At 73.9% G+C, this 13,381-nt stretch carries 10 protein-coding genes; 8 read left to right on the plus strand and 2 right to left on the minus strand.

Features of this window, described 5'->3' with window-relative positions:
* Positions 1-65: 65 nt before the first annotated feature.
* Positions 66-1,496, minus strand: a complete 1,431-nt coding sequence (gene purB, locus ACTWQH_RS17890; protein ID WP_443287604.1) for an adenylosuccinate lyase — start codon at positions 1,494-1,496, stop codon at positions 66-68.
* 73 nt (positions 1,497-1,569) lie between these two features.
* Here purB and ACTWQH_RS17895 point away from each other — a divergent pair, with 73 nt between their 5' ends.
* From ACTWQH_RS17895 to ACTWQH_RS17905, 3 genes are all read left to right on the plus strand, one after another.
* Positions 1,570-2,553: a C45 family autoproteolytic acyltransferase/hydolase gene (locus tag ACTWQH_RS17895; RefSeq protein ID WP_443287590.1), complete on the plus strand. Its 984-nt coding sequence runs from the start codon at positions 1,570-1,572 to the stop codon at positions 2,551-2,553.
* A gap of 107 nt (positions 2,554-2,660) precedes the next feature.
* Positions 2,661-4,535: a molecular chaperone DnaK gene (dnaK, locus tag ACTWQH_RS17900; RefSeq protein ID WP_443287591.1), complete on the plus strand. Its 1,875-nt coding sequence runs from the start codon at positions 2,661-2,663 to the stop codon at positions 4,533-4,535.
* Positions 4,536-4,683: 148 nt separating this feature from the next.
* Positions 4,684-7,785 carry a BTAD domain-containing putative transcriptional regulator gene (locus ACTWQH_RS17905; RefSeq protein ID WP_443287592.1) on the plus strand — a complete coding sequence of 1,034 codons (3,102 nt, stop codon included), beginning with the start codon at positions 4,684-4,686 and terminating at the stop codon, positions 7,783-7,785.
* Here ACTWQH_RS17905 and ACTWQH_RS17910 read toward each other — a convergent pair.
* A complete protein-coding gene (locus ACTWQH_RS17910) occupies positions 7,774-8,640 on the minus strand; it encodes a cupin domain-containing protein (protein ID WP_443287593.1) in 867 nt (288 codons plus the stop codon). The genes ACTWQH_RS17905 and ACTWQH_RS17910 overlap by 12 nt on opposite strands.
* Positions 8,641-8,729: 89 nt before the next feature.
* Between ACTWQH_RS17910 and ACTWQH_RS17915 the strand changes: the two genes are divergently transcribed.
* The 5 genes from ACTWQH_RS17915 (at position 8,730) to ACTWQH_RS17935 (ending at position 13,333) form a co-directional block, all read left to right on the plus strand.
* Positions 8,730-9,581, plus strand: coding sequence for an NmrA family NAD(P)-binding protein (locus tag ACTWQH_RS17915; RefSeq protein WP_443287594.1), 852 nt, complete (start codon positions 8,730-8,732; stop codon positions 9,579-9,581).
* Between the two features lie 104 nt (positions 9,582-9,685).
* A complete protein-coding gene (locus ACTWQH_RS17920; protein WP_443287595.1) occupies positions 9,686-10,636 on the plus strand; it encodes an ABC transporter ATP-binding protein in 951 nt (316 codons plus the stop codon).
* The gene (locus ACTWQH_RS17925) at positions 10,633-11,460 is read left to right on the plus strand and encodes an ABC transporter permease (RefSeq protein WP_443287596.1); all 828 of its coding nucleotides are present in this window, start codon (positions 10,633-10,635) and stop codon (positions 11,458-11,460) included. The genes ACTWQH_RS17920 and ACTWQH_RS17925 overlap by 4 nt, the downstream gene beginning before the upstream one ends.
* 65 nt (positions 11,461-11,525) lie before the next feature.
* Positions 11,526-12,731, plus strand: coding sequence for a sensor histidine kinase (locus ACTWQH_RS17930; RefSeq protein WP_443287597.1), 1,206 nt, complete (start codon positions 11,526-11,528; stop codon positions 12,729-12,731).
* Positions 12,728-13,333, plus strand: coding sequence for a response regulator transcription factor (locus ACTWQH_RS17935; RefSeq protein ID WP_443287598.1), 606 nt, complete (start codon positions 12,728-12,730; stop codon positions 13,331-13,333). The genes ACTWQH_RS17930 and ACTWQH_RS17935 overlap by 4 nt, the downstream gene beginning before the upstream one ends.
* Positions 13,334-13,381: the final 48 nt, after the last annotated feature.

The following is a 13,381-nucleotide window of genomic DNA, read 5'->3' on the forward strand; positions in this document are numbered from 1 at the left end:
GGCCGATTGCACCCCAATGTCACCCGTATCGGCGAAAACGTACGACAAGGGCAACCACATGTCCGTTACAGGATCTCACCCGGCGCGTACGCCGCCGCCTCCGGATGGCGCTTCGCCACGTCCTCCACCCGCGCCAGCACCGCCGCCACCTGGTCGCCCGCCGCCCCCGTGAACGACAGCGGCTCGGCCATCAGACCCGCCAGCTCCGCCTCCCCCAGCGGCAGCCGCGGGTCGCCCGCGAGCCGTGCCAGCAGGTCGTTCCCGGCCGCGCCCTCGCGCAGCCGCAGCGCCGCCGCCACCGCGTGCTCCTTGATCGCCTCGTGCGCCGTCTCCCGGCCCACCCCGGCCCGCACCGCCGCCATCAGCACCTTCGTCGTCGCCAGGAACGGCAGGTAGCGCTCCACCTCCCGCGCCACCACCGGCTCGAAGACCCCGAACTCACCCAGCACCGTCAGGAACGTCTCCGCCAGCCCGTCGAAGGCGAAGAACGCGTCCGGCAGCGCCACCCGCCGCACCACCGAGCACGACACGTCGCCCTCGTTCCACTGCCCGCCCGCCAGCTCCCCGGCCATCGAGGCGTAGCCGCGCAGCACCACCGCCAGGCCGTTCACGCGCTCGCACGAGCGGGTGTTCATCTTGTGCGGCATCGCCGAGGACCCGACCTGCCCGGCCCTGAAGCCCTCGGTCACCAGCTCCTGCCCGGCCATCAGCCGGATCGTCGTCGCCAGTGAGGCCGGCCCGGCCGCGAGCTGCACCAGCGCCGTCACCACCTCGTAGTCCAGCGACCGCGGGTACACCTGCCCGACCGAGTCGAACCCCCGCGCGAAGCCCAGGTGCGCGGCGACCCGCCGCTCCAGCTCCGCCAGCCGCCCCGGGTCGCCGCCCAGCAGGTCGAGCATGTCCTGGGCCGTGCCCACCGGCCCCTTGATGCCGCGCAGCGGGTAGCGCTCCAGCAGCTCCTCCGCCCGCCCGAGCGCCACCAGCAGCTCCTCGGCCGCGCTCGCGAAGCGCTTGCCGAGGGTGGTGGCCTGCGCGGGCACGTTGTGCGAGCGGCCCGTCAGCGCCAGCCCGGCGTACTCCCCGGCCAGCCGCCCGAGCCGCGCCAGCAGTGCCACCGCCCGGTCGCGCGCCAGCTGGAGCGAGAGCCGGATCTGGAGCTGCTCGACGTTCTCCGTCAGGTCCCGGGAGGTCATGCCCTTGTGCACCTGCTCGTGCCCGGCCAGGGCGTTGAACTCCTCGATGCGGGCCTTCACGTCGTGCCGCGTCACGCGCTCGCGCGCCGCGATCGAGGCGAGGTCGACCCGCTCGGCCACGGCCTCGTACGCCTCGGCCACGCCGTCCGGGACGGCGACGCCGAGCTCCTGCTGCGCCCGCAGCACCGCCAGCCACAGCCGCCGCTCCAGCACCACCTTGTGCTCCGGCGACCAGAGGCGGGCCAGCGGCACGGAGGCGTAACGGGTGGCGAGAACGTTCGGAATGCGTGGCTTATCGGTCAGATCACTCACGCCCGGATTCTAGACCGCGCATCCGCCTCGCAAATTCATTCGAATTTAGGCTAGCGTCCCGCCCATGAGCGAACCCACCACCCACCGCCTGAGCTTCCGCGCGTTCGAGGTCGGCGACGGCACCGACGGCCGCTGGGCCGCCGAGTACCAGCCCCAGTGGGCCGAGGGGCAGAAATGGGCCACCGACGAGCTCCGCACGCCCGACGGCGCCGCCCGCGCCCGGCGCACCTTCGAGACCCACATGCCGGAGCTGGTCCCCGTCCTCGACCGCCTCGCCGCCCAGCTCGGCCGCCCCGGCGCCGACATCATGCTCACCGGGCTCGGCATGAAGCCCTTCTGGTCCGGCTGCACCGTCGGCGGCGCGCCCGGCGCCCTGCTGCGCAACTACGACTTCCCGGTGGACGAGTGCGACCGCACCATCGTCTCCTCCCACTTCCTCCGGCCCGTCATCGGCATGGGCGACATGCTGTGGGGGATGCTCGACGGCATGAACGACGCCGGCCTCGCCGTCGCCCTCACCTTCGGCGGCCGGTTCGTGGACGGCTACGGCTTCTCCATCCTCGTCGTCGTCCGCTACCTGCTGGAGACCTGCGACACCGTGGACGAGGCCCTCGCCGCGCTCGACCGTCTGCCGATCCACCTCCCGCAGAACCTGGTCCTCGCCGACCGGGAGCGGGCCATGACGGTCTACCTCGCCCCCGACCTGGAGAAGCCGATCCGCGCGGGCGAGCCCGCCCTGGCCTGCGCCGCCAACCACCAGCACCTGCCCGTCCCCGAGCAGCAGGAGCGCGAGAGCCGCACCCAGCAGCGGCTGGCCGTCATCAGCGAGGCCGGCGCCCGGGGCACGAAGGCCGCCCTCGACGCCCTGCTGAGCCCCCCGGTCTACGCCGACGGCTTCGACGAGGGCTACGGCACCCTCTACACCGCCGCCTACCACCCCGGCGAGGGCCGCGTCACCTACCACTGGCCGGGCGGCGCCGTCTGGGAGCAGTCCTTCGGCGCCTTCGACGCGGGCACGCGCACGGTGTCCGTCGGCTACCCGGGGTAAGCCCCTCGCCTTGACAAGGGTCGACTCACGTTTTAGGCAGGTTCTAGGCAGAAAAGCGAAGCACGGGAAGCACGGGGGGTTCGTCCGAGAGTCCGAGGAGGCCCGACGTGGCTCGTTCGGTAGGCATCGACCTGGGCACGACGAACTCCGTGGTGGCCGTCCTCGAGGCGGGCGAGCCCACGGTGATCCCCAACGCGGAGGGGGCACGCACCACCCCCTCCGTGGTCGCGTTCGCCAAGGGCGGCGAGGTCCTGGTCGGCGAGATCGCCAAACGCCAGGCGGTGACGAACGTCGCCCGCACCGCCCGCTCGGTCAAACGCCACGTGGGGGACGCCGAGTGGCGCTTCCCGGAGTCGGGCGAGGGCGTGGACGGCAAGCGCTACACCGCCCAGGAGCTCTCCGCCCGCGTCCTGCAGAAGCTGAAGCGGGACGCCGAGGCGTACCTGGGCGACACCGTCACCGAGGCCGTGATCACCGTCCCGGCGTACTTCAACGACGCCCAGCGCACCGCGACGAAGGAGGCCGGGGAGATCGCCGGCCTGAAGGTGCTGCGCATCATCAACGAGCCGACCGCCGCCGCGCTCGCGTACGGGCTGGAGAAGGAGGACCAGACCGTCCTCGTCTTCGACCTCGGCGGCGGCACCTTCGACGTCTCGCTGCTGGAGATCGGCGACGGCGTGGTCGAGGTCCGCGCCACCTCCGGCGACACCCGTCTGGGCGGCGACGACTGGGACCAGCGCATCGTGGACCACCTGGTCACCGGGTTCAAGAACGCCCACGGCATCGACCTGTCCACCGACCCGATGGCGGTGCAGCGGCTGCGCGAGGGCGCCGAGAAGGCGAAGGTCGAGCTGTCCTCGTCGAGCGAGACCACGATCAACCTCCCCTACATCACCGCCACCGACGCCGGTCCCCTGCACCTTGACGAGAAGCTCACCCGGGCCCAGTTCCAGCAGCTCACGTCCGACCTGCTGCGGCGCTGCCGCGACCCCTTCCACCAGGCGGTCCGGGACGCGCGGATCGAGGTCTCCGACATCAACCACGTGATCCTGGTGGGCGGCGCCACGCGGATGCCCGCCGTCACGGACCTCGTGCGCGAGCTGACGGGCGGCAAGGAGGCCCACAAGGGCGTGAACCCGGACGAGGTCGTGGCGATCGGCGCCAGCCTCCAGGCGGGTGTGCTGAAGGGTGAGGTCAAGGACGTCCTGCTCCTGGACGTCACGCCCCTGTCGCTCGGCATCGAGACCAAGGGCGGCATCATGACCAAGCTGATCGAGCGCAACACCACGATCCCGACCAAGCGCTCGGAGACCTTCACCACCGCCGAGGACAACCAGCCGTCGGTGCAGATCCAGGTGTACCAGGGCGAGCGGGAGATCGCGGCGTACAACAAGAAGCTGGGCATGTTCGAGCTGACCGGGCTGCCCCCGGCGCCGCGCGGCGTGCCGCAGATCGAGGTCACCTTCGACATCGACGCCAACGGCATCATGCACGTCTCGGCGAAAGACCTGGGCACCGGCAAGGAGCAGCGGATGACCGTCACCGGCGGCTCCGCCCTCCCGAGGGACGACATCGAGCGCATGATGCGCGACGCCGAGCAGCACGCCGAGGAGGACCGCCAGCGGCGCGAGGCGGCCGAGACCCGCAACCAGGCCGAGCAACTCGTCTACACCACCGAGAACTTCCTGCGGGACAACGCCGGCAAGCTGCCCGACGACGTCAGGTCCGAGGTCGAGGCGTCCATCTCCGAGGTGAAGGAGAAGCTGAAGGGCGAGGACAGCAACGCCATCCGCGAGGCCTCCGAACGGCTCGCCGCCACCAGCCAGAAGCTCGGCCAGGCCATGTACGCCGACGCGCAGGCGCAGACGCAGCAGTCCGGCGGCCCGTCGGCGGCGGGCGGCGGCGAGGGCGAGGGCGAGGACGAGGTGGTCGACGCCGAGGTCGTCGACGAGGACAGGGAGAAGAGGGATCGGGAGGGCTGAGCGGGCGGTTTTGCTCCACACTGGGTCGCACCACTTGAGCGGTGGAGTGACGGGGGACGGTATGGAGTTCTTGGTGTTGGGCCCGCTGGTCGTGCGTCGGGACGGGCAAGCCGTGGGGCTGCCGGGGCACTTGCAGCGGACATTGCTGATGCTGTTGCTCGCCCGGCAGGGGCGGCCGGTGTCGGTTGACGAGCTGGTCGAGGCGTTGTGGGGGGAGACGCCGGACACGCGGGCGGGGCAGCGGCTTCAGCTGCATGTGCACCGGCTGCGTCGCGTGCTGGGCGAGGCGGACCGGGTGGTGTTCGACTCGGGCGGGTACCGGTTACTGGCGATGCCGGGGGAGGTGGACGCGCAGCGGTTCGAGGCACTGGCGGCCCGGGGAGTCGAGGCCGTGGAGGGCGATCCGAGGCGGGCAGTGGGCGTGCTGCGTGAGGCGTTGGGGCTGTGGCGCGGCGTGCCGTTCGCCGGAGTCGACGCACCGGTGCTCGGGGACTGGGGTCATCGGCTGGGCGAGCGCCGGCTGGCGGCGGTGGAGGCGTTGTTCCGGGCGGAGCTGGGGTGCGGGCGGGGGGCGGCGGTGGTGGCCGAGCTGGCGGAGTGGGTGCGGGAGTATCCGCTTCGCGAGCGGTTGCACGGCCTGCTGATGGTGGCGCTGTGCCAGGCGGGGCGGCAGGCGGAGGCGTTGGCGGCCTTCCGCTCGGCGCGGCGGGTGCTCAAGGAGGAGCTGGGGCTGGAGCCCGGGCCGGAGCTGCGGGAGGTGGAGCGGTGCATCCTGGCGGGGGAACACGGGGACGCCGGGGTGATGTGGGGCCTGCCCGCCTCCGCCGCTCCCGGGGGTGGCGGGGGTGGCGGGGCTGTGCCGGCGCAGTTGCCGGGAGATGCGCCGGGGTTCGTGGGGCGGGAGGAGGAACTGGCCGAGCTGGACAGGCTGCTGGACGGACCCCGGCCGTCGGGAGGGACGGTCGCGGTCTCGGTGGTGGCGGGGACGGCGGGGGTGGGGAAGACGGCGCTGGCGGTGCGGTGGGCGCACCGGATGCGGGAGCGCTTCCCGGACGGGCAGTTCTACGTGGATCTGCGGGGGTGGGGGCCGGATCAGCCGGTGGCGCCCGAGGACGCACTGGCGGGATTCCTGCGGGCGCTGGGCCTGGGCGGCGCGGCGATGCCGCAGGATCCGGCGGAGCGGGCGGCGCGTTTCCGCTCGCTGGTGGACGGGCGGCGGATGCTGCTGGTGCTGGACAACGCCCGCACGGCCGCGCAGGTGCGGCCGCTGCTGCCGGGCAGCCGGGGCTGCTTCACGCTGGTGACGTCCCGGGACGCGCTGGCGGGGCTCGTGGCGCGGGAGGGAGCGCGCCGGATCGTGCTGGACCGGCTGCCGGCCGGCCAGGCGCTCCGGCTGCTGCGCGAGATGGCCGGCCGGCGGGTGGCCGACGAGCCCGCGGTGGCGCGGGAACTGGTGCGGCGGTGCGCGCGGCTGCCGCTGGCGCTGCGGATCGCCGCCGAGCTGATCCGCTCCCAGCCCGCCGTGCCCCTCGCCGATGTGGCCGCCGAACTGGCCGACCGGCACGACGCGCTGGACGCGCTGGACCTCGACGGCGACCCCCACACCGCCGTGCGCGCCGTCTTTGCCTCCTCCTACCGCCAGTTGGACCCGGACGCGGCGCGCGTCTTCCGCCTCTTCGGCGTCCACCCCGGCCAGGACACCGACGCCTACGCCCTGGCCGCCATGAACGCCGCCCCGCCGCGCAGCACCCGCCGCGTCCTGGACACCCTCCACCGGGCCCACCTCGTCGACCAGACCGCCCCTCACCGCTACCAGTCCCACGACCTGCTGCGCGCCTACGCGGCCGAACTCGCCGCCGGCACGGGCGCCACCCCCGACCGCGACACCGCCCTCGCCCGCCTCCGCGACTACTACCTCACGACCGCCACCGCCGCCATCGACATCGTCGCGCCGTACGACCACGTACCCCGGCCGCAGGCGTCCGCGCCCAGCGCCCCGGCCCCGTCGTTCTCCGACTACGGCCAGGCGCGGCGCTGGCTCGATACCGAGCGGGCCAACCTCCTGGAAATGACCCGCCACGCCGCCCCGGCGTACATCATCGGCATGTCGCACACGATATGGCGCTACCTGGACGTCGGCGGATACCACGACGAGGCCATCACGCTGCACAACCGGGCGCTCCGCGCGGCCCCGGCCATCGGCGACCGCCTCGGAGAGGCGCACGCCCGCCGCATCCTCAGCATCGCCCTGACCCGCACCGGCACCGATCCCGAAGCGGCGGTCGACCACCTCGAACGGGCGCTGGCCATCTACCGGCAGGCCGGAAACCGGGCGCTCGAGGCCGCCACGCTGAACAACCTCGGGTGGGTCTGCGGGCAGCGGGAGGAGCTGACGAAGGCCGGCCACTATCTCGAAGAGGCGCTCGAGGTGATCGGCCCGGACGCCGGTTGGCGGATGCGCGCCATCGCCCTGACCAACCTCGCCCGGAACCGGCGCAGCCTCGGATGGTACGAGGAGGCTCTACGGCTCCTGGAGCACAGCCTCGAACTCTGCGCGGCCCACGGCGACAACACCATCGAGGCCAACGCGCACTGCGTCCTCGCCGACGTGTACGCGCGCATGGGACGGGTCGACGACGCCCTGGACCACGCCTACCGCGGCCTGGCCCAGGCCCGCGAGTGCGGCTATCCGGCGTTGGAGGCGCTCTGCGTGTGCAAGCTCGGCAACCTCCGCCGTGCGCAGGGCGACCACGAGCGGGCCCTGCGCCTGCACGAGGAGGCGGTGGCCCTCGCCCGCACCCTGGGCGACTCGGAGCTGATCGCCCAGACGCTGAACGCCCGGGCCGCGACCCACGCCGTCGCCGGGCAGCCGGACCAGGCCCTGCGCCTGCACCGCGAGGCCCTGGCCGTCGCCGAGAGAGCCCGCCACCGCACGGAGACCGCGCACGCCCTGGCGGGCATCGGCGACCGGCACGCCGAACTCGGCGAGCAGGAGCGGGCCCGCGAACACTGGCGGCAGGCGCTCGACCGCTACGCCGAGCTCGGCGTGCCCGAGGCGGAGACGATGCGCGCGAGGCTCGCCCCTGAGGCGGAGGCGGATGCGGAGGCGGGTCCGGAGGCGGATGCGGAGGCGATCGCCGCCGCATGCCTCACCGCACCGCGGCTGACCACGGCCCGCCGGGAGTCCGACGCGACCTCGGCCTCGCCGCCCCCCGGGCAGGCGAAACAGACGCAGGGCCTAAGCCGGTGAGCACGCGGCGCCGACGCAGTCGGTGTCCGTGCCGCAGGCCTTGCGGTATTCCGTGGGGCTCATCCCGTGGAAGCGCTTGAACGCCGCGCTGAAGGCGAAGGCATCGGCGTATCCGACCCGGCGGGCCACCGAGGCGACCGTCGCCGTGGACTCGGTCGTCAGCAGGTCGGCGGCCAGGGTCATCCGCCAGTCGGTCAGGTACGTCAGCGGCGGCTCGCCCACCAGCTCCGTGAAGCGCTTGGCCAGCGTCGAGCGCGACACGCCCGCTTCGCGGGAGAGGGCGGCGAGCGTCCACGGCCTGTCCGGCGCGGCGTGCATCGCCCGCAGCACCGGGCCGATCGTCGCGTCGCCCAACGCCCGGTGCCAGCCGGGAGGAACCGCCTCCGGCTGGTCGAACCAGGCCCGCAGCGTGCAGACCAGCAGCCAGTCCAGCAGGCGGTCCAGCACGACCTGCCGCCCCGGCAGGCACGCGGCGGCCTGGGCGTCCACGAGGTCGAGCAGCGCCGTGCACTCGCCGCCGCCCGGCACCACCAGCACGGGAGGCAGCACGCCGAGCAGCCGCCGCGACGCCTCGCCCCGCACGTGGTACGTCCCGACCAGCAGCACCGTGCGCTCGGCCGACTCAGGGCGGTCGGAGAGGACGAACGGCCCGGGGCCGTGGACGATGACGGCGTCGCCCGCCCGCACCGGCCGGCCGGAGATCCGGGCTTCGCCCAGCAGCGGCAGGGACAGCGTCAGGGAGTGCGTGCCGTCCGCGTCCGTGAAACGCAGTGACCACGGGGGCGACAGCTCCTTCCGGTCGAAGCCGGTGCTGTGCGTGCGGACGCCCCGCAGCAGTTCGTCGAACGGATCCATGCGTTCACGGTAACCGCGCGGATGATCGGACAGGTCAGGCGTACTGCGAGCCATGGCCTCCCAGCGGCGTGCGGCGTTGACTCGCTGACATGACGACGATGACACACACGGATTCGATTCTGGTTCTGGGCGGCACGGGCAAGACAGGGCGCCGGCTGGTGAGCGGGCTGCGGGCGGCGGGCAGGGCTGTCCGGGCCGCGTCCCGGTCCGGCGCGGTGCGGTTCGACTGGGACGACCAGGAGTCGTGGGCCCCCGCCCTGGAGGGGGCGTCGGCGGTCTATCTCATGGCGCCCTGGGACCCGGCGTCGGCCCAGCCCTTCGTCAAGCGGGCGAACGAGGCGGGCGTGCGGCGTTTCGTGGCGCTGTCCGCGCGCGGCATCGACCGGGTGCCCGCCCCCTACTTCCAGGGCATGGCCGCCGCCGAACAGGCCGTGCGCGACTCCGGCGTGGAGTGGACGATCCTGCGCCCCAGCAACTTCAACCAGAACTTCGACGAGGACCTGTGGCGCGCCCCGCTGCGGGCGGGCCGGCTGGCGCTGCCGATGGGCCCGGAGCCGGAGCCGTTCATCGACGCGCAGGACATCGCCGACGTCGCGGCGGCCCTGCTGACGGCGGAGGGCGATCACCACCACGGGCAGGTGTACGAGATCTCGGGGCCCCGGGCGCTCACCTTCGGCGAGGCGGTGGCGACGATGGCCGGGGCGGCGGGCCGGTCCATCCGCTACGTGGAGCTGACGCCGGAGGAGTACCGGGACGAGCTGCTGGCCGAGGGCGTGCCCGAGGATGTCGCGGACGAGCTCAACGCGCTGTTCGCCGAGTTGCGCACCGGCCGCTCCGCCGAGCCCGCCGACGGCGTGCGGCGCGTCCTCGGGCGCGAGCCCATCGACTTCGGGGACTACGCCGCACGGGCCGCGGCGGCCGGGGCCTGGGCAGAGGCGTAGAAGGCCCCAGCCCCAGCCCCGGCCGCGGCCGGATGACGAATGTCATCGCGACCCGTGACAGACCGCACTGCCGAGGGCGCCGGACGGCCGGGAGCCTGGAGGGCATGGAAACAGTCATCGAAGCCGCCGAACTCAAGCGGCGATACCGGGGGTTCGAGGCCGTCCGCGGCGTCGACTTCACCGTGGCCCGCGGTGAGCTCTTCGCCCTCCTCGGGACCAACGGCGCCGGCAAGACGTCCACGCTCGAGCTCCTGGAGGGCCAGGCCGCCCCGGCCTCCGGCACCGTCCGGGTGCTCGGCCACGACCCGTACCGCGAACGCGCCGCCGTCCGCCCCCGCACCGGAGTGATGCTCCAGGAGGGCGGCTTCCCGACCGAGCTGACCGTCATGGAGACCGTGCGCATGTGGGCGGGATGCACCAGCGGGGCCCGCCCCGCCGCCGAGGCCCTGGAGCTGACCCGCATGTCCGAGCGGCAGGGCGTGCGGGTCAAGCAGCTCTCCGGCGGCGAGCGCCGCCGCCTCGACCTCACGCTCGCCCTGCTGGGGCGTCCTGAGGTGCTGTTCCTCGACGAGCCGACGACCGGCCTGGACGCGCAGTCCCGCCGCGACACCTGGGAGCTGGTCCGCGAGCTGAAGGAGCAGGGCACGACGGTGGTGCTCACCACGCACTACCTGGAGGAGGCGGAGAAGCTGGCCGACCGGCTGGCGATCATGCACGAGGGGCTGATCGCCACCTCGGGGCGGGTGTCCGACGTGGTCGCCGAGCGGCCCTCGCGGATCACCTTCGAGCTGCCCGTGGACCGTTTCCTGGGCGAGCTGCCGCCGCTCGCGCCGCTGGGCGTGACCGGGCAGGAGACGGCCGGGCGGAGGGTCCGGCTGGAGACCGTCGACCTGCAGCGCACGGCGACGGCGCTGCTGTTGTGGGCCCGGGACGAGGGCGTGGAGCTGCGCGGCCTCGACGCCCGCTCGGCCACGCTGGAGGAGGCGTTCATGGCGATCGCGAAGGACCCGGAAAGGGACCTCGAAAGGGACCTGGAAAGGGAGGGAGCACGATGACGGCCTCGGCAGTCCGCACCGCGCACACGCCCCCGCCCCCGCGCTCGCCCTCGCGCGGGCGGCGCACCGCCGCCGACCGCATGTCCGCGCTCGGCCGCGCCGAGCTGACGCTGCTGCTGCGCAGCAGGGCGTCCCTGGTCACCGCGGTGATCATGCCCAGCACGATGGCCTTCGCGATGCGCGGCATGGTCGAGGAGCTGGACCTGGGCGGCACCGGCCTGTCGGTGGCCACCGTGATGCTGCCCGCCGCGCTGGCGACGGCGCTGCTCTTCTCCGTCTACACCTACCTCGTCGGCGTGTACGTGCTGCGCCGCGAGGGCCTCGTGCTCAAGCGGCTGCGCACCGGCGAGGTGCGCGACGGGGAGATCCTCGCCGGCTGCGCGCTTCCGGCGTTCCTGATGGCGGTCGTGCAGTCCCTGCTGCTGGCGGCCGGGATGACCGCGTTCCTGGACGCGGACGCGCCGGCCGCTCCGCACCTGGCGGTGCTCGGCCTCCTCCTCGGCGTGGCGATGACGGTCGCCGGGGCGGCGCTGACCGCGGCGTTCACCCGGACGGCAGAGAGCGCGCAGCTGACGTTCCTGCCGTTCCTGCTGGTGACCATGGCCGGCTCCGGGGTCTTCGCGCCGCGTGAGGTGATGCCGGACGCGATGGCCGACGGTGCCGCCTGGCTGCCGTTCTCGCCGGTGATGGACCTGCTGCGGGGCGGCTGGACGGGCGACCTGGCCGGTACGGACCAGGTCCGGGCGACGCTCCTCGCGCTGGCGTGGACGTGCCTGGCAGTGTTGGCTGTGCGTCGGTGGTTCCGCTGGGGGCCGCGGAGTTGAGGGCGGAGGCGAGGGCGGAGGTGAGGACGGCGGAGCCCGAGGCGACGGGGTCGTGGAGCGCGAGCGTGGAGACCTGGGTGGAGCGGTTCGGGGGCTCCGACGGCCCCGAGCGCTACCGCCGCTACACCCTCTCCACCATCATCTTCGTCGCCGCCACCGAGGCCGCGCTGTGGGCGCTCTGGATCACCATCTCGGACGCCGGCACGCTCCCATCAGCCCTGGTGGCGGCGCTGGGCGCGGTGCACGTCGGCGTCCAGGGGCTGCTCTCCCGCGCCGCCCTGCGCCACTACCTCGGCGCCGGACCGCGCCCGGTCCGGCTGGTCGCGCTGTACGCCGCCGCCACCGTGGCCGTGGCCGCCCTCGGCTGCGTGCTGCTGGTCGCCGGCCGCATGGGGGACCGCGACCTGGTGCCGTACGTGATTTGGCTGCTGATGTTCTACGCCGGCCCGCCGATGCTGGCGCTGCCGCTCCGCGACGGGGCGGTGGTGGTCGGGGCGGTGTCGGTGGCGGTGCTCGGCGCGGCGGCGGCGAGCGGGCTGTCGGGCGAGGGGCTCGCCGTCGCGGTCGGCGCCACCCTGCTCATGGTGCCGTTCATGGCCACGACGATGCGGGTCTCCGGCTGGAGCGTCCGGCTGATCGAGGAGCTGGCCAAGGCGCGGGCGACGCAGGCCCGGCTGGCAGTGGCGGAGGAGCGGCTGCGCTTCGGCCGCGACCTGCACGACGTGCTCGGCCGCAACCTCGCGGTGGTGGCGCTCAAGAGCGAGCTGGCGGTGCAGCTGGCGCGGCGGGGCTCGGACAATGCGGAGGAGCAGATGCTGGAGGTGCAGCGCATCGCGCAGGAGTCGCAGCGGGAGATCCGCGCGGTCGTGCGCGGCTACCGCACCGCCGACCTGCACAGCGAGCTGGCCGGGGCCCGCTCCGTGCTGGAGGCGGCCGGGATCGACTGCCGGATCGAGAACGGCCCGGCGGCGCGGCTGCCCGAGGAGACGCAGACGGCGCTCGGCTGGGTGGTGCGCGAGGGCACGACGAACATCCTCCGCCACGCGCAGGGCGCCTCGCGCTGCGAGGTGTCGGTGCGCGCCAGGGTGTCGGGTTCGGTGGAGCTGGTGATGGAGAACGACGGCGCGAAGAACGCGAGCCAGGCCGACGGCTCCGGCCTGCCCGGCCTGCGCGAGCGCCTGGCCGGTCTTGACGGCACGCTGTCCGCGGAACGGCGCGAGGAGGGCGTCTTCCGCCTCAGGGCGGAGATCCCCTGGAAGGCGGCCGCATGATCCGGGTCCTGCTCGCGGACGACGAGCACCTGATCCGCGGCGCGCTCGCCGCGCTGCTCGCCCTGGAGGACGACATCACGGTGGCCGCGGAGGCGGGCTCCGGCGAGGAGGCGCTGGCGATGGCGCGGGCCCACCGGCCGCACGTGGCCGTGCTCGACCTGCAGATGCCCGGCCCCGACGGCGTGACGGTGGCCGCACAGCTGCGCGACACGGTGCCGGAGTGCAGGTCGATGATCGTCACCAGCCACGCCCGCCCCGGGGCGCTGACGCAGGCTCTGGGCGCCGGGGTCCGGGCGTTCGTGCCGAAGACGGTGTCGGCGCAGCGGCTGGCGGAGATCATCCGCACGGTCCACGAGGGCGGCCGGTACGTCGATCCCGAGCTGGCGGCGGACGCGATCGCGGCGGGCGAGTCGCCGCTGACGGCCCGGGAGGCGAAGCTGCTGTCGCTGGCGGCGGACGGCGCGCCGGTGGCGGAGATCGCGAAGCGGGCGGCGCTGTCCCAGGGGACGGTGCGCAACTACCTCTCGGCGGCGGCGGCGAAGCTCGGCGCGGAGAACCGCCACGTGGCCGTCCGTATCGCGCGCGAACGCGGATGGCTGTAGCCGCGGCGTTCCCCGGGCACGGGCGAGGGGTGCGTCGGCCCCGCTTCC

The sequence above is a fragment of the Streptomyces sp. 6N223 genome, from assembly GCF_052246635.1.
Taxonomy (GTDB): Bacteria; Actinomycetota; Actinomycetes; order Streptomycetales; family Streptomycetaceae; genus Streptomyces.